The 19701-nt window shown below is 74.1% G+C and carries 20 protein-coding genes; 6 read left to right on the top strand and 14 right to left on the bottom strand.

All coding sequences use genetic code 11. The features are described from left to right. Positions 1 to 3 precede the first annotated feature (3 nt). Together SM450_RS24420 and pgsA are read right to left on the bottom strand one after the other, a co-directional pair. Positions 4 to 936, bottom strand: coding sequence for a phosphatidylinositol mannoside acyltransferase (locus SM450_RS24420; RefSeq protein WP_474622105.1), 933 nt, complete (start codon positions 934 to 936; stop codon positions 4 to 6). Then, a complete protein-coding gene (gene pgsA / locus SM450_RS24415; RefSeq protein ID WP_474622104.1) occupies positions 933 to 1553 on the bottom strand; it encodes a phosphatidylinositol phosphate synthase in 621 nt (206 codons plus the stop codon). Before pgsA ends, SM450_RS24420 begins: the two co-directional genes overlap by 4 nt. Before the next feature lie 251 nt (positions 1554 to 1804). Between pgsA and SM450_RS24410 the strand changes: the two genes are divergently transcribed. After that, a complete protein-coding gene (locus SM450_RS24410; RefSeq protein WP_474622103.1) occupies positions 1805 to 3967 on the top strand; it encodes an elongation factor G-like protein EF-G2 in 2163 nt (720 codons plus the stop codon). 7 nt (positions 3968 to 3974) lie between these two features. Here the strand turns inward: SM450_RS24410 and SM450_RS24405 are convergent, their stop codons facing one another. The 4 genes from SM450_RS24405 to thrS all read right to left on the bottom strand — a co-directional run bounded on the left by SM450_RS24405 (position 3975) and on the right by thrS (position 8457). Beyond that, the gene (locus tag SM450_RS24405; RefSeq protein WP_474622102.1) at positions 3975 to 5033 is read right to left on the bottom strand and encodes an aldo/keto reductase; all 1059 of its coding nucleotides are present in this window, start codon (positions 5031 to 5033) and stop codon (positions 3975 to 3977) included. Between the two features lie 74 nt (positions 5034 to 5107). After that, positions 5108 to 5752, bottom strand: a complete 645-nt coding sequence (locus SM450_RS24400; RefSeq protein WP_474622101.1) for a CG0192-related protein — start codon at positions 5750 to 5752, stop codon at positions 5108 to 5110. Between the two features lie 46 nt (positions 5753 to 5798). Then, positions 5799 to 6344: an HIT family protein gene (locus SM450_RS24395; protein WP_474622100.1), complete on the bottom strand. Its 546-nt coding sequence runs from the start codon at positions 6342 to 6344 to the stop codon at positions 5799 to 5801. A gap of 100 nt (positions 6345 to 6444) precedes the next feature. Next, the gene (gene thrS, locus SM450_RS24390; protein WP_474622099.1) at positions 6445 to 8457 is read right to left on the bottom strand and encodes a threonine--tRNA ligase; all 2013 of its coding nucleotides are present in this window, start codon (positions 8455 to 8457) and stop codon (positions 6445 to 6447) included. A gap of 205 nt (positions 8458 to 8662) precedes the next feature. Between thrS and SM450_RS24385 the strand changes: the two genes are divergently transcribed. Beyond that, on the top strand, positions 8663 to 9664 hold the full coding sequence (locus SM450_RS24385; RefSeq protein WP_474622098.1) for a DUF1775 domain-containing protein: 1002 nt from the start codon (positions 8663 to 8665) through the stop codon (positions 9662 to 9664). A 380-nt stretch (positions 9665 to 10044) separates the two neighbouring features. On the opposite strand, the gene SM450_RS24380 is transcribed toward SM450_RS24385, so the two are convergent. Then, a complete protein-coding gene (locus tag SM450_RS24380) occupies positions 10045 to 10977 on the bottom strand; it encodes an ADP-ribosylglycohydrolase family protein (protein ID WP_474622097.1) in 933 nt (310 codons plus the stop codon). Between the two features lie 73 nt (positions 10978 to 11050). Between SM450_RS24380 and SM450_RS24375 the strand changes: the two genes are divergently transcribed. Next, positions 11051 to 11740: a response regulator transcription factor gene (locus tag SM450_RS24375; protein WP_107160748.1), complete on the top strand. Its 690-nt coding sequence runs from the start codon at positions 11051 to 11053 to the stop codon at positions 11738 to 11740. Positions 11741 to 11769: 29 nt separating this feature from the next. Next, positions 11770 to 13158: a HAMP domain-containing sensor histidine kinase gene (locus SM450_RS24370; protein ID WP_474622178.1), complete on the top strand. Its 1389-nt coding sequence runs from the start codon at positions 11770 to 11772 to the stop codon at positions 13156 to 13158. A 212-nt stretch (positions 13159 to 13370) separates the two neighbouring features. Here SM450_RS24370 and SM450_RS24365 read toward each other — a convergent pair whose 3' ends face one another. Beyond that, positions 13371 to 14390, bottom strand: coding sequence for an adenosine deaminase (locus SM450_RS24365; protein WP_474622096.1), 1020 nt, complete (start codon positions 14388 to 14390; stop codon positions 13371 to 13373). Then, entirely contained in the window at positions 14387 to 15178 is a 792-nt protein-coding gene (locus tag SM450_RS24360) for a trans-aconitate 2-methyltransferase (RefSeq protein WP_474622095.1), read from the bottom strand. The genes SM450_RS24365 and SM450_RS24360 overlap by 4 nt, the downstream gene beginning before the upstream one ends. A gap of 86 nt (positions 15179 to 15264) precedes the next feature. On the opposite strand from SM450_RS24360, the gene SM450_RS24355 reads away from it, so the two are divergent. Together SM450_RS24355 and SM450_RS24350 are read left to right on the top strand one after the other, a co-directional pair. Further along, positions 15265 to 16248: an aldo/keto reductase gene (locus SM450_RS24355; protein WP_474622094.1), complete on the top strand. Its 984-nt coding sequence runs from the start codon at positions 15265 to 15267 to the stop codon at positions 16246 to 16248. A 91-nt stretch (positions 16249 to 16339) separates the two neighbouring features. Next, positions 16340 to 16528: a hypothetical protein gene (locus SM450_RS24350; RefSeq protein WP_474622093.1), complete on the top strand. Its 189-nt coding sequence runs from the start codon at positions 16340 to 16342 to the stop codon at positions 16526 to 16528. Between the two features lie 90 nt (positions 16529 to 16618). On the opposite strand, the gene SM450_RS24345 is transcribed toward SM450_RS24350, so the two are convergent. The 5 genes from SM450_RS24345 to SM450_RS24325 form a co-directional block, all read right to left on the bottom strand. Next, on the bottom strand, positions 16619 to 16822 hold the full coding sequence (locus SM450_RS24345; protein ID WP_088962828.1) for a cold-shock protein: 204 nt from the start codon (positions 16820 to 16822) through the stop codon (positions 16619 to 16621). Positions 16823 to 17088: 266 nt separating this feature from the next. Beyond that, positions 17089 to 17361: a DUF4235 domain-containing protein gene (locus SM450_RS24340; RefSeq protein ID WP_474622092.1), complete on the bottom strand. Its 273-nt coding sequence runs from the start codon at positions 17359 to 17361 to the stop codon at positions 17089 to 17091. Next, positions 17358 to 17711: a DUF3618 domain-containing protein gene (locus SM450_RS24335; RefSeq protein ID WP_474622091.1), complete on the bottom strand. Its 354-nt coding sequence runs from the start codon at positions 17709 to 17711 to the stop codon at positions 17358 to 17360. The genes SM450_RS24340 and SM450_RS24335 overlap by 4 nt, the downstream gene beginning before the upstream one ends. Then, complete coding sequence (locus SM450_RS24330) at positions 17708 to 18142, bottom strand: phage holin family protein (RefSeq protein WP_474622090.1); 435 nt, start codon at positions 18140 to 18142, stop codon at positions 17708 to 17710. The genes SM450_RS24335 and SM450_RS24330 overlap by 4 nt, the downstream gene beginning before the upstream one ends. Positions 18143 to 18459: 317 nt before the next feature. Further along, positions 18460 to 19656 (bottom strand): mechanosensitive ion channel family protein, encoded by a 1197-nt coding sequence (locus SM450_RS24325; protein WP_474622089.1) that lies wholly within the window; start codon positions 19654 to 19656, stop codon positions 18460 to 18462. Between the last annotated feature and the right edge of the window lie 45 nt (positions 19657 to 19701).

The raw sequence follows: 19701 nt of genomic DNA, 5'->3' as shown, positions 1-19701 counted from the left end.
CCCCTAGACCGTCCCGGTGGCGGCCGGTGGCTGCGCCGACGTCGGCGCCCCGCCCGGCCCCTGGTCCAGCCACATCCGCTGCAACATGTGCCAGTCTTGCGGATGCCGGGCGATGCCCGTGGCCAGTCCGTCGGCAATCCGCTGTGTCACCACACGGACCCGGGCGTCAAGCGGTGCGCTGTCCGGGTCCGGCAGCTCCAGCGGACCCGCGATCGAGGCGTGGGCGGCGTCCGGCTCGTACCACATCGACGCCACGTAGAGCGGCGCGCCGGTGCGCAGCGCCAGCAGCGCCGGGCCGGCCGGCATCCGGGTCCGGCCGCCGAAGAAGTCCACCTCCACGCCCCGGGCGGACAGGTCCCGGTCGGCGAGCAGCGGCACCACGTAACCGGCGCGCAGCCGGTCCACAAGCACGTCGAACGCCGGCCGCGCGCCGCCGCGGTTGGGCAGGATCTCCATCCCCAGCCCTTCCCGGAACCCGACGAACCGCTCGTAGACGCCGTCCGGAAGCCGCTCGGCCACCGTGGTCATCGGCCAGCCGGTGGCCGCCACCCAGGCGCCCGCGGCGTCCCAGTTGCCGGCGTGCGGCAACGCCACCACGGCCCCCCGCCCAGCCGCCACGTCGGCGGCGAGCAGGTCCGCGCCGCCGAGGCGGAACCCGGCGAGGATCTCCGCCCGGCTCAGGCTCGGCAGCCGGAACGCCTCCAGCCAGTAGCGGGCGTACGAGCGCAGGCCGGCGCGGACCAGCGCGTCCAGCTCCGCCTCGGGCAGCTCCGGGCCGACCACCCGGCGCAGGTTGGCGCGCAGTCGACGCGTACCCCCGCCGTTGCGGCGGTGGGCGCGGTCGGCGCCCGCCCGGAAGGCCGTGGCCGCGACGGGCCGGGGCAGGGCGCGGATCAGGCGCCAGCCCGCGACGAAGCCCGCCTCGGTGAAATTCACTCCGCGCCGACCCGCTGGGCCTGCCGGTACACGTGGATCATCCGCTGCCCCACCGTGAAGATCGAGACGGCGGCGAGCAGCCAGAGCGCGACCTCCAGGGCCGGGTCGAGGCCGAGACCGGTGAGCACGCCGCCGACGCCGACGATGAGCAGCCGCTCGGTGCGCTCGGCGACGCCGACGTTGGCGCTCATGCCGAGCCCCTCGGCACGGGCCTTGACGTAGGAGACCAGCCCGCCGGCGGCCAGGCAGAGCAGCGCGGCGGCCACCCCGGAGTATTGGTGCTGGGTGGCCAGCCAGTAGGCGACCGCGCCGAACACCGCGCTGTCGGCGACCCGGTCCATGCTCGAGTCGAGGAACGCCCCGAACCGGGTGGAGCCGCCGCTCATCCGGGCCATCGTGCCGTCGAGCAGGTCGGTGAGGGCGAACACCGTGACGATCAGCGCACCGGCGACCAGATGGCCACGCGCGCCGAAGCCGAACGCGCCGACAAGCACGCCGACGGTGCCGGTCACGGTGACCGCGTTGGGGGACACACCCGCGCGGAGCAGTCCGCGCGCGATCGGCTCCACGATGCGGGTCATGCCCGCACGGGCCGTCACTTGGAAGATCTTCGCCATGGCGGTCCCACGATAACGGCCGGCAGCGGCCGGGGACACAGCCGGGCGTGCGACCCGCCCGGCGGGCCTTGTGCCGGCACCGGCGCGGGTGTGAGATCGAGCGTGAGGGTGAGCCAGCTCACCGCACCACCGGTCCCCGTGCCCGTCCCGCGGGGGACCACCGGAAGATATCGCCGCGGCGCCCACCGGGGTCCGCTCCCCCGTCGCCCGCGGCGGTCGCCACCACCACCGGTTGAGGGAGGTGCGCCGCGATGGCGCAGAAAAATCACGAGAAGGGTGTCACCGGCGGCGCGCCGGTGGTGACCGAGCCCGGCAGGGTTCGCAACGTGGTGCTCGTCGGGCACTCCGGAGCCGGCAAGACCACCCTGGTCGAGGCGCTGCTCGCGGCCAGCGGCACGATCGGCCGGGCCGGCGCCGTCACCGACGGCACCACCGTCTGCGACCACGACCCGGCGGCCGTACGCCAGCAGCGCTCGGTGAGCCTGGCCTGCGCCCCGCTGCTCCACCGCAACGTCAAGGTCAACCTTCTGGACACGCCCGGCTACGGCGACTTCGTCGGCGAACTGCGCGCCGGGCTGCGCGCCGCCGACGCGGCGCTGTTCGTGGTCTCCGCGGTGGACGGGATGGACGCCGCGACCGCCGCGCTCTGGGAGGAGTGCGCCGCGGTGGACATGCCGCGCGCGGTGGCGGTGTCCCGGCTGGACCACCCGCGCGCCGACTTCGACGAGGCGGTGGCGCTCTGCCAGCGCGTCTTCGGCGACAACGTGCTCCCGCTCTACCTGCCGATGCTCGGCGACGACGGCGAGTCGGTGGCCGGCCTGATGGGGCTGATCACCCGCCGCGTGTTCGACTACTCCGCCGGGCTGCCGCCGGCGGTGCGCGAGCCGGACCCGCAGCACCTGCCGGCCATCCAGGAGTCCCGGGACGAGCTGATCGAGGGGATCATCGCGGAGAGCGAGGACGAAACCCTGATGGACCGCTACCTCGGCGGCGAGGAGATCGACCCCGAGGTGCTCATCACCGACCTGGAGACGGCTGTCGCCCGCGGCCACTTCTACCCGGTGGTGCCGGTCTGCGCGGAGACCGGCGTCGGCCTGGACGCGCTGCTCGACGGCCTGGTCGCGGCGTTCCCGTCGCCGCCGGAGCACGACCTGCCGGCGGTCACCGGCCTCGACGGCTCGCCCCGCCCGCCGCTCACCTGCGACCCGGACGGCCCGCTCGTCGCCGAGGTGGTCAAGACGACAGTGGACCGGCACGTCGGGCGGGTCTCGCTGGTCCGGGTCTTCTCCGGCACGCTCCGCCCCGACCAGGTGATCCACGTGTCCGGGCACGGGCTGGCCGAGCGCGGCCACCCCGACCACGACGCCGACGAGCGGGTCGGGCACGTCTACAGCCCGCTCGGCGCGACCCTGCGCGAGGTGCCGGCCTGCGTCGCCGGCGACCTCTGCGCGATCACCAAGTCGGGCAGCGCGGAGACCGGCGACACCGTCTCCGCCAAGGACGAGCCGCTGCTGATCGCGCCCTGGGAGATGCCGGAGCCGCTGCTGCCGGTGGCGATCGTGGCGCGCAGCCGGGCCGACGAGGACGCGCTGGCGCGCAACCTGTCCCGGCTTGTCGCCGGCGACCCGACGTTACGGCTGGAACGCAACCCGGAAACCCACCAACTGGTGCTCTGGTGCATGGGCGAGGCGCACGCCGACGTGGTCCTCGACCGGCTGCGCGGCGGCGGCGTCGAGCTGGACACCGAGCCGGTGCGGGTGGCGTTGCGCGAGACGTTCACCGCCGCCGCCCGGGGCCACGGCCGGCACGTCAAGCAGTCCGGCGGCCACGGCCAGTACGCCGTCTGCGACATCGAGGTGGAGCCGCTGCCCCGGGGCGCCGGCTTCGAGTTCGTCGACCGGGTGGTCGGCGGCGCGGTCCCGCACAACTACATCCCGTCGGTGGAGAAGGGCGTCCGGGCGCAGATGGAACGCGGCCTGGTCGCCGGCCACCCGGTGGTCGACCTGCGGGTGACGCTCGTCGACGGCAAGGCGCACAGCGTCGACTCGTCCGACGCCGCGTTCCAGACCGCGGGCGCGCTGGCGCTGCGCGACGCCGCCGAGAAGGCGCAGCCGACGCTGCTGGAGCCGGTCGACGAGATCATCGTCCGGATCCCCGACTCCTCCGTCGGCGCGGTCATGGGCGACCTGTCCGGCCGGCGCGGCCGGGTGCTCGGCACCGAGCCGGACCCGGACGCCGAGGGCCGCACCGTGGTCCGCGCCGAGGTGCCCGCCACCGAGTTGCTGAGGTACGCGGTGGAACTGCGCGCGATGACCGCCGGCACCGGCACGTTCCGGCGCGAGTTCGCCCGCCACGACCCCATGCCCACCCACCTGGCTGACCAGGCCCGCAAGGAGGCCACGACCCACCCCTGACCCGGTGTCAGGGGCGGACGGCGGGGATCGGGGGCATCGGCCAGTGGGGGCGGTCGGCGTCCCGGCGGGCGGCCGAGCGGACCGCCGCGAGCTGCCGCTCCACCTCGGCGAAGTGGTCCGGTTCGAGCGGGCCCCGGGCCAGCGCGGCGGCGTTCTCCTCGACCTGGGCGACCGTGCGGGCACCGGGGATCGGCACGGCCCGGTCGCTGCGCGCCCAGATCCAGCCGAGCGCGCCCTGCGCCAGGGTGCGACCGTCGGCGGTGAGCGCGCCCCGGACGGCGGCCACCCGGCGCAGCCACTCCGGGGCCGGCCGGCCGCTGCGGAACCACTCCAGCCAGTTCGGCGCGAGACCGCGTACGTCGTCGCGGGGCAGCGTCGACTCCGGCGTGTACTTGCCGGTGAGCAGCCCCATCCCGAGCGGTCCCCGGGCCAGGCTGGCCAGGTCGTGCTTGTCGCAGGCGGCAAGCATGGCCGGGGCGTCCCGGAGCACCGACAGCGCGTGCTGCACGGCGGCTGTGCCCTTGGCGACCTGGGCGAACGCGGCGGCCCGGTCGGTCCGGTCGGTGCTCCACCCGTACGCCCGGATCAGGCCGTCGGCGACCAGGTCGTCGAGCGTGCCGACCAGCGCCTCGGCGCGGGGCAGCGGCAGGTCACCCAGGTGCAGCTGATAGAGGTCGATCCGGTCGGTGTCCAGCCGGCGCAACGAGTCGACCACCGCCCGCCGCAGGTACTGCGGCGAGGCGTTCTCCCCGGTGGCCTGCCGGCTGCGCTCGTCGAACGTGTAGCCCCACTTGGTGGCGACCACCGCCTCGTCGCGCCGGCCGGCCAGGGCCCGCCCCAGCACCCGCTCGCCGTGCCCGGCCCCGTACGTGTCGGCGGTGTCGAAGAGCGTCACCCCGAGGTCGAGTGCGCGGCGGACCGCCCGCACCGACTCGTCGTCGTCGACCGCCCCCCAGCCCAGTGGGCGGGCGCCCTCGGCCCACGGGCCGCCGATCGCCCAGCACCCCATGCCGAGGGCACTCACCTCGATGCCGCTTCGGCCCAGCGACCGCGTGCTGACTGCCATCGCCGCATCCTGTCACCTTCCCGGCACCCGCGTGCGGGATCGTCACCCCCGGTGCCGAGGGCCGGCGCGGAGGGTCAGCGGACGTACGCCAGCAGCACCGGCGCGTCCTGCCCCGGCCAGGCGCCGGTGAGCCGGCCCACGGCCGTGACGTCGGCCGTGACCTCGGCGGGGACCTCGGCCGGGACGGGCCGCCGGACCAGGGCCAACTCGACATCCCCGGCCCGGATCAGCGTCGGGTCGCCGTCCACCACCTCGTCGACCGGGCCGGCCGGCAACGCCCGCCCGGTGCGGCTGCCGGACAGGGACATGCTCGGCTCACGCACCTGCCGCTCGCCGTCGACCTCGAAGTATTCCTCCGCCTGGCCGGCGTCGGCGAGCACCGCGGCGGCCAGCGCCGGCGGGTAGACCGGGTCGCCGGTGGCGTCGTACACCCAGCGGCGGCCCAGCACCGAGTGCTCCACGGTGCCGACCAGGAACCGGTCCGCGCCGGCCAGCGGGGTGCCCCGGTAGGTAAGCGGCACCTGGAGCACCGGCCCCTCGCCGGCCCGCACGAGCAGCGTCTCCATGCCGACCGCGCCGGCCGGGTCGTCGAACCGGTAGGCGGCCTGCCGGGTGACCGGAGCGCCGGCGTCGCCAGCGAACCACGACCGGCCGGGCAGCCAGTCGACGAGCAGTTCCAGCTTCGAGGGGCGCAGTTCCGCGCGATGCAGCAGGGCCATGCGCAAGATCGTACTGTCGGGGGGCTGTCGCGGCGGCCCGCTCCGGTCAGGCCGGCCAGGCCTTCGCGAACAGGTCGCGGGTGTCGGTGAGCAGTTGCGGCAGCACCTTGGTGCGGCCGATAACCGGCATGAAGTTGGCGTCCCCGCCCCAGCGGGGCACCACGTGCTGGTGCAGGTGCGCGGCGATGCCCGCGCCGGCCACGCCACCCTGGTTCATGCCCAGGTTGAACCCGTGCGCGCTGGACACCCGCCGGACCACCCGCATGGCGTCCTTCGTGAACGCGGCCAGCTCGGCCGTCTCCGGCGCGTCCAGCTCGGTGTAGTCGGCCACGTGCCGGTAGGGGCAGACCAGCAGGTGGCCGGGATTGTACGGATACAGGTTGAGCACCGCGAACACGTGCCCGCCCCGGGCGACCACCAGACTCTCCTCCGGCGGGCGGCCCGGGGCCAGGCAGAACGGGCAGCCGGTCGGCTTCTCGTACCCGCCCTCGGGCCGGTCCTCGCCGGAGATGTAGGTCATCCGGTGCGGCGTCCAGAGCCGTTCCAGCCCGTCCGCCAGGCCATCGTCCGCGTGCCGCTCCACCCCTGTCACAGAGGCGATCCTACGATCCGCGCCATCTCCCCGCCGAACCGCGCCACCCGGGCAAGCGGGTGGCGTACCTATACCGGAGGCGTTAAGCGGGGGCCCCGCCTTACACCTCGGCGGTGGGAGCGCTGTTGGTGCGGGACTCGACCACCTCGCGGATGTGTGCCGCCGCCTCGGCCAGCGGCACCCCGTTGCGCTGCGAGCCGTCCCGGTAGCGGAAGGAGACCGTGCCGGCGGCCACGTCGTCGTCGCCGGCGATCACCATGAACGGGATCTTCTGCTGCTGGGCGTTGCGGATCTTCTTCTGCATCCGGTCGTCGCCCAGGTCGACCTCGGCCCGGATCCCGTGCCGGCGCAGCGTCCCCGCGAACTCCTCCAGGTAGTCGCCGTGCGCGTCGCGGATCGGGATGCCGACCACCTGCACCGGCGCGAGCCAGGCCGGGAACGCGCCCGCGTAGTGCTCGGTGAGCACGCCGATGAACCGCTCGATGGAACCGAACTTGGCGCAGTGGATCATCACCGGCTGCTGCCGGGTGCCGTCGGCGGCCTGGTATTCCAGCCCGAAGCCCTTCGGCTGGTTGAAGTCGTATTGAATCGTCGACATCTGCCAGGTGCGGCCGATGGCGTCCTTGGCCTGCACCGAGATCTTCGGGCCGTAGAACGCCGCGCCGCCCGGGTCGGGGACCAGGTCCAGGCCGGTCTCCAGCGCGCACCGCTCCAGCACCTCGGTCGCCGTCGCCCAGTCGGAGTCGGTGCCGACGAACTTGTCCGGCCGGCTGTCGTCACGGGTGGACAGCTCCAGATAGAAGTCGTCGATGCCGAAGTCACGCAGCAGGCTCAGCACGAAGCCCAGCAGGTGCTTGATCTCGGCCGGCGCCTGCTCCCGGGTGCAGTAGGAGTGCGAGTCGTCCTGGGTGAAGCCGCGCACCCGGGTCAGCCCGTGGACCACTCCCGACTTCTCGTACCGGTAGACCGACCCGAACTCGAACAGCCGGATCGGCAGTTGCCGGTAGGACCGCCCGCGCGACCGGTAGATCAGGTTGTGCATCGGGCAGTTCATCGCCTTGAGGTAGTAGTCGCTGCCCTCCATCTCCATCGGCGGGAACATCGTGTCCTTGTAATAGGGCAGGTGTCCCGAGGTGTGGAAGAGACCTTCCTTGGAGATGTGCGGCGTCCCGACGTACTGGAAGCCCTCCTCGATGTGGCGGGTGCGGACGTAGTCCTCCATCACCCGCTTGAGCACGCCGCCCTTGGGGTGGAAGACGGGCAGGCCGGAGCCGATCTCGTCGGGGAAGCTGAACAGGTCGAGGTCCGCGCCGAGCTTGCGGTGGTCGCGCCGCGCGGCCTCCTCCAACAACTTCAGGTACGCCTTCAGCTCGTCCCGGGTCGGCCAGGCGGTGCCGTAGACCCGCTGGAGCTGCGGGTTCTTCTCCGACCCGCGCCAGTAGGCGGCGGCCGAGCGCATCAGCTTGAACGCGCCGATCAGCCGGGTGTTCGGCAGGTGCGGGCCGCGGCACAGGTCCGACCAGCAGACCTTCTCCTCGGTCGCGGCGAGGTTGTCGTAGATGGTCAGCTCACCGCCGCCCACCTCCATCACCTCGGAGGAGTCCAGCCCCTCGCCCTTGACCTCGATCAGCTCCAGCTTGAACGGCTCGGCGGCCAGCTCGGCGCGGGCCTCGTCCAGGTTGGCGAAGCGGCGGCGGCGGAACCGCTGGCCGGACTTGACGATCTCCTGCATCCGCTTCTCGAGCTTCGCCAGGTCCTCCGGCTGAAACGGCTTGTCGACGTCGAAGTCGTAGTAGAAGCCGTTCTCGATCGGCGGGCCGATGCCGAGCTTCGCGTCCGGGAAGACGTCCTGCACGGCCTGCGCCAGCACGTGCGCGGTGGAGTGACGCAGCACCTCCAGGCCGGCCGGGCTGCTCAGCGCCACCGGCTCGACAGTGGTCTCCTCGGCCGGCGTCCAGTCCAGGTCGCGGAGCTGCCCCCGCGGGTCGCGGACCACCACGATCGCCTTCGGCCCGGTGGTGGGCAGGCCGGCCGCGGCCACCGCGTCGGCCGCCGTGGTCCCGGCGGCGACGACGACGGGGTCGGCCACGACGGGGGTACGGGGTGCGGACACGGTGACTCCTGTCGTCGACGGTACGGATCTGCCGGTGAGACCGGCCCCTGCGATGCTATCGGTCGCCCGGACCCGCGCCGCCGCCGACGCCGGGCCCCGCCCGGCACGAGTTCCGCCAGGCGTTGAACCTTTCCGCCGCCGGGACCGAACTACCAGGTGGGGCCGGAGCCGGTACCGACCCCAGTCGAGAAGGATGGGGACGACCATGAGGATGACCCGTCAGGGCCGGTGGGCGGCGTCGCTGCTGGCCGCCGCACTCGCCGGAGCCGTGGTGTGGCCGGGCCCGGCCAGCGCCGCCGGCGTGACCGTGACGACCTCCCCCGGCGAGGTGCACCAGGGCGACGCGATCGAACTGTCAGTGGTGGTGCCCGCGGACCGACCCGGGACCCGGACCACGAAGATCGAGCTGACCATGCCGGCGGACGCCCCGATCGGCGAGGTCTACCCGCTGTCCGTGCCGGACTGGGCGCCGACCATCACCACCCGCGATCTGGACCAGCCGGTGGCGGGCATCCACACCTCCGAACTGAACCAGGTGACCGAGGCCGTGACCTGGCTGCGGGTGCCCGGCGGCGGCACCGGCGCGGCCCGGCTGCCGCTGGGCATGGGGCCGATGCCGGCCACCGACCTGCTCACCTTCAGCGTGGTGCAGACGTACGCCGACGGCACGGTGGTCCGCTGGACGGACCCGACCGGCGGCGCGCACCCGGCGCCGACGGTGCCGTTGCTGCCGCCGCTGCCGGGCACCGCCACGCACGGCGGCGACGCCGGCGCGGCCGACGGAGGCCACGGCGGCCACGGCGCTCCGGGTGACGCCCAGGGCGGCACGGGACCGGGCGAGGTCACCGCCACGGCGCCCGCGGCCGACGACGGGCCGAGCGCGGACCTGCTGCTCGGTGGCGGCCTGCTCGCCGGCCTGACCGGCGGCGCCGCGATCGGTTGGCTGCTCAGCCGTCGCAGGCGCACCACGCTGGCGCTCCCGTCCGACCCCGGCCCCACCGACCCCACCGACTCCGCCGCCCCCGCCGCTGCCTCCTCTTCCGTCTTCGACGCCCCCGCCCCCGCCCCCGCCCCCGCCGCCTCCGCCGATCGCGCCCCCGACGACGACTCCCCCGGTGACGGCCACGCGTCCCAGGCGACCGCGTCGGGCAAGCGTGCTCCCGCCGACGAGCCTGTCTCCACCGGGGCTGCACGGTCGCGCACATGATCACTTGCGATCGACGACGAAGACGAGTCCTCGCAGGAGAGCGTTCGACTCATGCCACACGGCCGTCTCCGAGTGCCCGCACCCTGCACCGCCGACATCATGAACACCGGGAGCGCCGGCGGGATCCGCCCTCAGGCCTACGCCAGAGATCTTGGAAGCAAAACGCCCCTCCAGGGGCCATTTGCCTCCAAGATCTCGGTTGGTGCCGCCTTTACATGGGCCACGCCGGGTGATCATGAAGTTGACAGCACTGATCGACCGTTTTGCCCCGGCCAACTTCATGATCGCCGCGGGCCGGGAACCATGGCGTGAGTTGACCAAGGACTTTGGAGTGCGGGGCGGGGGCGGGGCGGGGGCGGGGTGGGGTGGGGTGGGGGGCGTCAGGGGGTGGGGGTGGTGAGCCAGGTCGGCAGTGGCTCGCGGGCCGTGAGCCAGCCCTCGGGGACGCCGCCGGGGGTGCCGACACCTGTGTACGCGGCCACGATCCCGCCGACGATCGCCGCCGTGGTGTCGACGTCGCCGCCCGCCTCCACGCAGGCGCGGATCGCGGCCGGGTAGTCGTGCAGCAGCGTGGCGGCGACCCAGAGCGTGAACGGGACGGTGTCCGGCGCGGTGACCCGCGAGCCGTTGCCCACCGCGTCGGCCACCTCGCCGGTCGGGTGACCGAGCAGCGCGGCGGCCCGGCGTACGCCCCGGTGCACCTCGCCGGCCGGGTCGAGCGCGCCGGCCACGGCGCCGAGCAGGCGGGGCGGCTCGGGCCGGTCGCCGTCGAGGCGGGCCCGGGCGGCCAGCGAGGCGGCCACCGCCACGGCCACCGCGCCGGCGATGCCCTCCGGGTGGGCGTGGGTCACCTCGGCGCAGGCGCGGGCCTGCTCGGCGGCGCGCCGGATGGAGTCGGCGTGCCAGGCCCCGAGCGGAGCCACCCGCATGGCCGCGCCGTTGCCGAGGGAGCCCTGCCCGTCGAACGCCGACGCGGCGGCCACCGGCCACGGCGTGCCGGCGCGGATCAGCCGCAGGACGGTCACCGCGCCGGGGCCGTATCCCCGGCGGGGCTCGTAGCGTTCGGCGAAGGCCAGCGCCAGCCGGTCCCGGTCGACCCGGTCGCCGGAGGCCAGCTCGGCCACCACGGAGCAGGCCATCTCGGTGTCGTCGGTCCACTCCCAGGGTGGCGCCGGCAGCCGCCCTGCGGCGAGGTCGGCGGGGCGCCGGCCGGGGACGGAGAACTGGGAGCCGAGGGCGTCGCCCACCGACAGGCCGGCCAGCGCGTCGCGGGCGAACGTCAGGCGGGTGTCGGGAAAGAGGATGAACGTCATCGCCGTTCCAGCTTGCCGCGTTCGCCGGACCGCCGCAACGCGATCGACTTGCCACGCCGAGTACGGTGCTGACGTGGCAACCGTCCTGCTGGTCGAAGACGACCACGTCGTGCGTGGCGCGATGCTGCGGTCGCTCACCGACCGGGGCCACGCGGTGCACGCGGTGGGCACGGCGTTGGACGCGTTACGCCGGGTCGCCGCGGAGACGCCCGATCTGGTGGTGCTCGACCTGGGCCTGCCGGACCTGGACGGCTCGGACGCGCTGCGCATGCTGCGGGGCATCACCGACGTGCCGATCATCATCGCCACCGCCCGCGACGACGAGCAGTCGGTGGTCCGGTTGCTGCGGGCCGGCGCCGACGACTACATGGTCAAGCCGTTCACCGGCGCGCACCTGGATGCCCGGATCACCACCGTGCTGCGCCGGGCCGGTCGGGCCAGCCGTACCGTGCAACCGGCCGTGCACACGGTCGGCGGCCTGCGGGTGGACGTGGGTGAGCGCAGCGCGGTGCTGGACGGGGAGGCCCTGGCCCTGACCCGCAAGGAATTCGACCTGCTGGCGTATCTCGCCGCTCGTCCCGGCCGGGTAGTGTCCCGGCGGGAGCTCTTGGAGGAGGTATGGCGGCAGCCATCGGTCGGCGAGGACCAGACCATCGACGTTCACCTGTACTGGCTCCGCCGCAAAATGGGCGAGTCCGCGGCGAAACCACGCTACCTGCGCACCGTGCGGGGGGTCGGCTTCCGGCTGGTGGCGCCGGACTGAGGCCGGTGCTGGCCTGGCTCACCGCCGGCATGTGCAGCCTGGTCGCGTTCGCCTTCCTCATTCCGCTCGGCCTCACGCTGTCCGACCAGTCCCGCGAGGAGAAGCTGTCCGACGCCGCCCGGCGCGGCGCGCTGGTGACCGGCGCGCTTGCGGTCAGCACCGACCCGGAGGTGGTCAAGCGGGCGGTGGCGGCAAGCGGTGACGACCCGGCGCTGCGTCCGGTGGTGCACGGCGTCGGCGCCGACGAGTCGGCCGGTCGCGCCGACGAGTCCGCGCTTGCCGACGCCGCCGCCCAACGGCGCTCGGTGGTGACCGAGGTGGACGGTGGGGTGCTGCGGCTGGACCCGGTGGTGCTCGGTGACCGGGTGGCCGTGGTGGAGGTCTTCGTACCCGACAGGGTGCTCGACGCCGGCTCCGGCGGGCGGTGGCTGCTGCTGCTCGCGGTGGCGATGGCCCTGGTCGGCGCCGCGGTGATCGTGGTGGACCGGGTGGCGGCCCGGGCCGTGGACGCCACCGGCGACCTGGTCAAGGCGGCCCTCGCGGTGGGCGACGGCGAGTTGGGCGTACGGGTGGAGCCGGGCGGCCCGCGGGAGCTGGCCGAGGCCGGGCACGCGTTCAACCGGATGGCGGAACGGTTGGTGGCGCTCCGCGCCGACGAGCACGAGCTGGTCGCCGACCTGTCGCACCGGCTGCGTACCCCGTTGACCGCGCTGCGGCTGGACGCGGAGGCCCTGGAGTCCGACGACACGAGCATCGGCACGTTCAGCGAGGCGGAGCTGGACCGGCGGCGCGGCATCCGGCGGATCCGGCAGGCCATCGTCACGCTTGAGGGCGAGGTCGACCAACTCATCAAGACGACCCGCAAGGCGGTCAGCCAGGAGACGGCGCCGGCGTCCTGCGACGTCAGCGAGGTGGTCCGGGACCGGATGGTCTTCTGGTCGGCGCTTGCCGGCGACCAGAACCGGCCGCACCGGGTGGTGGGGGCGCAGCTACGGATCCCCGCGCCGGTGCCCCGGGCCGAGTTGGCCGCCGCGCTGGACGCGGTGATCGGCAACGTCTTCCGCTACACGCCGCAGGGCACCGCGTTCGAAGTGGCGGTGAGCCGCCGGGACGGCTGGGTGGCGATCCGGATCGACGACGCCGGGCCGGGCATCGCCAACCCGGACCGGGCCCTGCGCCGGGGCGAGAGCGACCAGGGCTCCACCGGGTTGGGGCTGGACATCGCCAAGCGCGTCGCGTTGCAGGCGAACGGTTCGGTGAGCCTGGACCGCGCCCGGCTCGGCGGGGCCAGCGTGGTGATGCTGCTTGCCGATCCGGACGCGGCGCCCCGTCAGGTGAACCGGTTCGGGCTGGTCGGCCGGATGGCCCGGGAGGCCCGGGAGCCGCGTGCCGGGCGGCGCTGGCCGCGTCCGCGCTGACGCCGTGGCTGTGGGCCGGCGCAAGTTCTCCTTAGGACTCTTTTAACGACGGCCTGCGCGACGGCGCGGAATGTCAGGATCTCCGACAGAACCCATCAGTTCCGTCGGCCGGGACGCCCCGTAACATCTTCCGGCCGTCGGATCCGTGCGCGCGGCGGGAGTTCGGTCCCCCCACACCTCGCTCCCGTCGCGCGCCGCTCTCGGTGTCAGTGTCAGCCGGTCGTCAGGTACGCGTCGATCTCGGCGCTGATCCGGGCCGCCTCGGCCGGCGCCAGGAACGCGGCGGCCACCGCGTCCCGGGCCAGCGCGGCCACCCCGCCCGCATCGAGGTTCAGCAGCCGGGCGGCGACCGCGTACTCGTCGTTGAGCGTGGTGCCGAACATCGGCGGGTCGTCGGAGTTGATGCTGACCGGGACGCCGGCGGCGACCAGTTGCGGCAGCGGGTGCTCGTCGAGGCTGGCCACCGCCCGGGTCCGCACGTTCGAGGTCGGGCAGACCTCGAGCGGGATCCGCCGTTCGGCGAGGTGGGCCAGCAGCGCCGGGTCGAGCGCGGCGGAGATGCCGTGGCCGATCCGCTCGGCGCCCAGGTCGCGCAGCGCGTCCCAGATCGTCTCCGGGCCGGTGGTCTCGCCGGCGTGCGGCACCGAGCGCAGCCCGGCCGCCCGGGCCTGGTCGAAGTACGGCTTGAACTGGGGCCGGGGCACCCCGATCTCGGGGCCGCCGAGGCCGAAGCTGATCAGCCCGTCCGGCCGTTCGTCGAGCGCGATCCGCAGGGTCTGCTCGGCGGCCGGCAGCCCGGCCTCGCCGGGGATGTCGAAGCACCAGCGCAGCGCGATGCCGAAGTCGGCCTCGGCCCGCTTGCGGGCGTCCTCGATCGCCTCGCAGAACGCCGGCGCGGGGATGCCGCGGTGCACGTGCGAGTAGGGCGTGACGGTCAGCTCGGCGTACCGGACCTGCTGGCGGGCCAGTTCGCGGGCCACCTCGTGGGTGAGCAACCAGACGTCGTCGGCGTCCCGGATCAGGTCCACCACGCTCAGGTAGACCTCGACGAAGTGGGCGAAGTCGCGGAACGCGAAGTAGTCGGCGAGCGCCTCGGGGTCGGCCGGGACGGGGCTGCGTCCCTCGTGCCGGGCCGCCAGCTCGGCGACGATCCGGGGCGAGGCGGAGCCGACGTGGTGCACGTGCAGCTCCACCTTGGGCAGTCCGGCGATGAAGGTGGGCAGGTCGGTCACGGGTTCTCCTCTGCGCGGGCGCCGGCGCGGGCCACCACGAAGATCCGGCGGAACGGGAAGTGCACCTGACCCTGCCGCACCGGGTACGCCTCGGCCAGCTCCGCGCCCAGCTCGGCGCGGAAGTCGGCCCAGCGGGCGGCGTCCAGCGCGGCGCGGACCGGACGCAGGGCCGTGCCCTCCATCCAGGCCAGCACCGGGTGGTCGCCGCCGGCGGCCGGCAGCAGGTGCACGTAGGTAGTCTCCCAGGCGTCGACCGCGCAGTGCGCCCCGGTCAGCAGCGTGGCGTAGTCGACCGGGTCGTCGACCGGGGCCTCACGCAGCAGCCCGGTGAGCGGCTCGCGCCAGCGGCCCCGCCCGGCGACCTCGCGCAACGCCAGGTGCGACGGCGCGGCGAAGTTGCCCGGCACCTGGAACGCCAGCCACGCGCCGGGTGGCAGCTCGGTGGCCCAGCGGGCGAGCAGGTCGCGGTGCTCGGGCACCCATTGGAGCACCGCGTTGCCGACGAGCACGTCCACGTCTGGGGCCGGCCGCCAGTCGCGGACGTCGCACACGCCGAAGGTGACCGGGGCGTCCAGGGCGGCGGCCCGCGTGATCATCTCGGGCGAGGAGTCCAGGCCGGTGATCCGGCTGCCGGGCCAGCGGTGGGCAAGCGTGGCGGTGAGTGTGCCGGGCCCGCAGCCGAGGTCGACCACGGCGCGCGGGCGTTCGGCGCCGACCCGGGCGAGCAGGTCGTGGAAGGGTCGGGAGCGCTCGTCGCCGTAGCGCAGGTAGGTGCTCGGATCCCACATGGCATTCTCCAAACCGTACGTACGTCTTGTTAGAGACGGTACGGCCCGGCGCGCGAACCGGCAACCCGCTCACTAGGCTCGACCGGATGGAACAGCGCAACTTCGACCGGCTCGGCCGGCACGTCGGCATCATCGGACTCGGCGCCTGGCAGCTCGGCGCCGACTGGGGCGACGTCAGCGAGGACGCGGCGCTCGACGTGCTGGCCGCCGCGGTGGACGCCGGGGTCACCTTCCTGGACACCGCGGACGTGTACGGCGACGGCCGCAGCGAGCAGCTCATCGGGCGGTTCCTTCGCTCCCGCCCGGGGCACGGGCTGACCGTGGCCACCAAGATGGGCCGCCGGGTGCCGCAGACGCCTGAGGCGTACACGCTCGACAACTTCCGGGCCTGGACCGACAGGTCCCGGGCCAACCTCGGCGTCGACACGCTCGACCTGGTGCAACTGCACTGCCCGCCCACCGCGGTCTTCGCCGACGACCGGGTCTTCGACGCCCTGGACACGCTCGTCGCCGAGGAGCGCGTCGCCGGATACGGGGTGAGCGTGGAGACCTGCGACCAGGCGCTCACCGCCATCGCCCGACCCGGCGTGGCAAGCGTGCAGATCATCCTCAACGCGGTCCGGCACAAGCCGCTGGACGCGGTGCTGCCGGCCGCCGCGGCGGCCGGCGTGGGCATCATCGCCCGGGTGCCGCTGGCAAGCGGCCTGCTCTCCGGCCGGTACGACGAGCACACCACGTTCCCGGCGAACGACCACCGCACCTTCAACCGGCACGGCGAGTCGTTCGACGTCGGCGAGACGTTCGCCGGCGTCGACTACGACCTCGGCCTGGCCGCGGTGCGCCGGCTCGCGCCGCTGCACGGCGACGACCGCACCATGGCGCAGTTCGCGTTGCGCTGGATCCTCGACCAGCCCGGCGTGACCGTGGTGATCCCCGGCGCCCGCTCCGCCGAGCAGGCGCGGCGCAACGCCGAGGCGGCCGGCCAGCCGCCCCTGACCGGGGCGGAGCTGACCGCGGTGCGGACCACCTACGACGAGCTGATCCGGCCGCGGGTGCACGACCGGTGGTGACCGGTCCGACCCGGCCCGCCGGCGCGGCGTCACAGGCGTCGCGCGCCGGCGGGCATGCTGGATCGGGGCGTACGTCGGCGGAGGGGACGCGATGAGGGGTTGGTTCCGGCTCACCATGGGGCTGGTGGCCGTGGTGCTCGGTGCGCTCTGGACCGTGCTGGGGCTCGGCTACGTCGAGGGCAGCGCGCTTACCGACGAGCGGATCTGGACGGTGGTCGGCCCGGCGCTCGTCCTGATCGGACTCGTCGCGCTCTGGTGGGGCATGCGGGCACGCCGCTGAACCTTCGCGGGCCGGCGCATGGAGAAGCCCCGCCTCCCGGTGGGATGCGGGGCTTCGCGCGCCGACCCGCCCGGCCGGCGCTCCGTCAGCTCAGATGGGGCGGACCTGCTCGGCCTGCGGACCCTTCTGACCCTGGGCGATCTCGAACTCCACCCGCTGGTTCTCCTCCAGCGAGCGGTAGCCGCTGGACTGGATGGCCGAGAAGTGGACGAACACGTCAGCACCCCCGCCGTCGACGGTGATGAAGCCGAAGCCCTTGTCAGCGTTGAACCACTTCACGGTTCCCTGCGCCATGTGCAACTCCTTCTAAAACTGGCGGCCGAGCACGCCGTGCGGCCGATTGGCCGTTTTCGAGCAGCGGCGCCTGAGGTGGCCCCCCGTGCGGGGAACGTCTCTCAACCCACGCGTCTCGCAACAGCGTGAGAAAGCAAACCACGTACGCAAAAACTTCGCACAGCCTACCGGACGAAATTCTCCGACATGTGACCTGAAGCTTGCCCGGGATCACGCGGAGGACCCCTCCCCCACGGTGTGGGAAAGGGGTCAATATCCGTATCTGATCAGTCCGGCCAGTGCCCGGTCAGCCGCCGTACGCCGACCGCGCCGCCCCGGTCCACGGCCGCGCGGACCGCCGAGAAGATCGCCCCCTGGAGGGCCGCGGCGGCGATCACCTCGCCCCAGTGCCGGTCCTCGTCGGTGGCGCTCGGCGCGTCGTCGTCGCCCGCCGCCAGCTTCCAGACCTGCCGGAAGACCATGCCCGCGACCGCACCGGCGGCCAGGCCGAGCAGCACGCCCACCGGCCGGTACGCCGCCTTGCCGATCCTGCCGCTCACCTGCGCCTCCCTCGGATCACCAACAGCACCACCACGGTCGCCACCGCGCCGGCCGCGACCGCCGCCCACGGCACCGGGCTGCGCCCGACCGCGCCGCCGGAGCCGTGCGCCTGCGCCCGGACCAGCCGGACCCGCTCCGCCGCCCGCCCGCGCGCCCGCGCCACGGTAAGCGCCGCCTGCTCGCGCATCCGCGCCTTGGCCTGCTCGGCGGAGTGCCGCACCAGCGCCTTCGGATCGGCCCGGGCCGCCAGCAGCTCCATCGTCTCACCGAGTTCCACCCGGGTCCGGCGGATCTCCTCCCGGAGCGCCGCCACATCCCCCGACCCGTTGCCGGTTCCGTTGCCGCTCATGCCCGCCTCCCGTCCTTCACCGCGGCGGTGACCGTGTCGACGTCCGCGCGGACACTGCGGACCGCCGCCTCCGGCACCGGCGGGACGGCACGGCTGACCTGCTTCTTGCCCACGAGCGCCAGGATCCCGGCGAGCAGGAACAACGCCACCGCCACGATCAGGGCGGCCAGCCACGCGGGCATGACAAGCGCCAGCAGCAGGATCACGGTGGCGACGAGCGCGCCGGCGCCGTAGAGCGCCATCACCCCGCCGCCGCCGAACAGACCGATCCCGATCCCGGCGTGCTTGCCCTTCTGGGTCAGCTCCGCCCGGGCCAGGGCCAGTTCGTCCCGCATCAGGCGGGTGACCTGCTCGGTGGCCCGTTGCACCAGTTCGGCGGTGGACGGCTCGTGCCCGGTCTGGGACGCGCTGCGACTCGCGACGTCAGCCATGCTGTCCTCCTTTCGTCATCACCGCGCTGTATGCCCGGAGTCGCCGCCCGTCAATCCTGCGCGGAGCGGCCGGTCGGCCCGGCCGCGCGTCGCCGGAGCCCGGCGTCGGGCGGCCGGAGTCCGGGGCGTGGGCAGCAGGTCCCCCGGAACACCGCCGATCAAACCCACTCGGCCCGAGACTCCGCGAACGGCCCGACCCGCCGCGTACCGTCCCTGCCGGGACAACGCGCCGGGCGGCGCCGGGGTCACGGACCCCACCGGGCGCGCGGAACCCCCGGCGCCGCGCGGACGGCCGGGGGCTCCGATCGGGTACGCGCTCAGCGCCGGGCCTCGGCGTGGTCCTCCCGGCCCACGAACACCTCGCTGCGCGCCTCGCCGTCGTCGCTGCCGCCGAAGACCCGCGCGTCGTCGGGTGCCTCGGTGTCGGCCGGCCGGCGGACCGGCCGGCGCGGCTGCGCCACCTGCCAGGGCAGCGATCCGGTCGCCTCGCCCACCTCGGTGCGCAGCCGGGGCAGCGCGGTCGGGCGGTGGTCGCGGACCCAGGCCACCAGGTTCTCGCGGACCAGGCAGCGAAGGTCCCAGAGGCTGCCCGCGTCGGCGGCGCTCACCAACGCGCGGACCTTGACCATGCCGCCGGTGGCGTCGGTCACCTGGAGCACGCAGACCCGGCCGTCCCAGAGGTCGGTGCCCTCGCAGAGCCGCCGCAGCTCCTCCCGCATGGCCTGCGCCGGGATCGCCCAGTCCAGGTCGAACTCGGCGGTGCCGAGCACCTTCGCCTCGGTGCGGGTCCAGTTCTGGAACGGCCTGCTGGTGAAGTACGAGGTCGGCAGGATCAGTCGGCGGTCGTCCCAGATCTGCACCACCACGTAGCTGAGCGTCAACTCCTCGACCCGGCCCCACTCCCCCTCGATCACGACCACGTCGTCGAGGCGGACCGCGTCGCTGAAGGCGAGCTGGAGGCCGGCGAAGACGTTGCCGAGCAGGCTCTGCGCGGCGAGCGCGGCGACCGCGGCGATCACACCGGCGGAGGTGAGCACGCCGGCGCCGACACCGCGTACGGCCGGGAACGTCATGAGCATCACGCCGACGGCCAGGATCACGATCACCGCGATGGTCAGCCGGCGCAGCAGCACCACCTGGGTGCGCACCCGCCGGGCGTGCCTGTTGTTCGGCACGTCCATCCGGAACCGGGCCAGCGCGGTGTCCTCCGCCACCACGAGCAGCGAGGCAACCAGCCAGGCGAGCGCGGCGATCATGGCCAGCACCAGCGTGTGCAGGACGAACCGCCGCCACGGGCTGCCCACCGCGTAGAGCGTGGTGAACCGGACCGCGAGCTGCACGCCGACCACTGTCGCGGCGACCTGGAACGCGCGGTGGGAGTGCTCGGTCAGCTCGGTCATCAACTGCGAGCGGCGGCCGAGCCGGCGGGTCACCCGATGCACGACCTGGACCAGCACCAACGCGACCGCCGCCGCAGCGAGCGCGGCGGCGACGGTCACCAGGTAGCTCTGCACGACATCTCTCCCTCCGCCCGGCGGAATCGGGCAAAGGCCCAATGG

The organism is Micromonospora marincola (assembly GCF_056150385.1).
The sequence above is the reverse complement of the archived record's forward strand: the minus strand, read 5'-3'. Positions and strand labels throughout refer to the sequence as shown.

Excerpts from the sequence above, each read along its gene's own strand:
- SM450_RS24355 (WP_474622094.1), top strand. The coding sequence starts at position 15,265 with ATGGAACAGCGCAACTTCGACCGGCTCGGCCGGCACGTCGGCATCATC.
- SM450_RS24350 (WP_474622093.1), top strand. The coding sequence starts at position 16,340 with ATGAGGGGTTGGTTCCGGCTCACCATGGGGCTGGTGGCCGTGGTGCTC.
- SM450_RS24370 (WP_474622178.1), top strand. The coding sequence starts at position 11,770 with ATGTGCAGCCTGGTCGCGTTCGCCTTCCTCATTCCGCTCGGCCTCACG.
- SM450_RS24405 (WP_474622102.1), bottom strand. The coding sequence starts at position 5,033 with ATGGCAGTCAGCACGCGGTCGCTGGGCCGAAGCGGCATCGAGGTGAGT.
- pgsA (WP_474622104.1), bottom strand. The coding sequence starts at position 1,553 with ATGGCGAAGATCTTCCAAGTGACGGCCCGTGCGGGCATGACCCGCATC.
- SM450_RS24380 (WP_474622097.1), bottom strand. The coding sequence starts at position 10,977 with ATGACGTTCATCCTCTTTCCCGACACCCGCCTGACGTTCGCCCGCGAC.
- SM450_RS24400 (WP_474622101.1), bottom strand. The coding sequence starts at position 5,752 with ATGGCCCTGCTGCATCGCGCGGAACTGCGCCCCTCGAAGCTGGAACTG.
- SM450_RS24345 (WP_088962828.1), bottom strand. The coding sequence starts at position 16,822 with ATGGCGCAGGGAACCGTGAAGTGGTTCAACGCTGACAAGGGCTTCGGC.
- SM450_RS24410 (WP_474622103.1), top strand. The coding sequence starts at position 1,805 with ATGGCGCAGAAAAATCACGAGAAGGGTGTCACCGGCGGCGCGCCGGTG.
- SM450_RS24385 (WP_474622098.1), top strand. The coding sequence starts at position 8,663 with ATGAGGATGACCCGTCAGGGCCGGTGGGCGGCGTCGCTGCTGGCCGCC.
- SM450_RS24335 (WP_474622091.1), bottom strand. The coding sequence starts at position 17,711 with ATGAGCGGCAACGGAACCGGCAACGGGTCGGGGGATGTGGCGGCGCTC.
- SM450_RS24330 (WP_474622090.1), bottom strand. The coding sequence starts at position 18,142 with ATGGCTGACGTCGCGAGTCGCAGCGCGTCCCAGACCGGGCACGAGCCG.
- SM450_RS24360 (WP_474622095.1), bottom strand. The coding sequence starts at position 15,178 with ATGTGGGATCCGAGCACCTACCTGCGCTACGGCGACGAGCGCTCCCGA.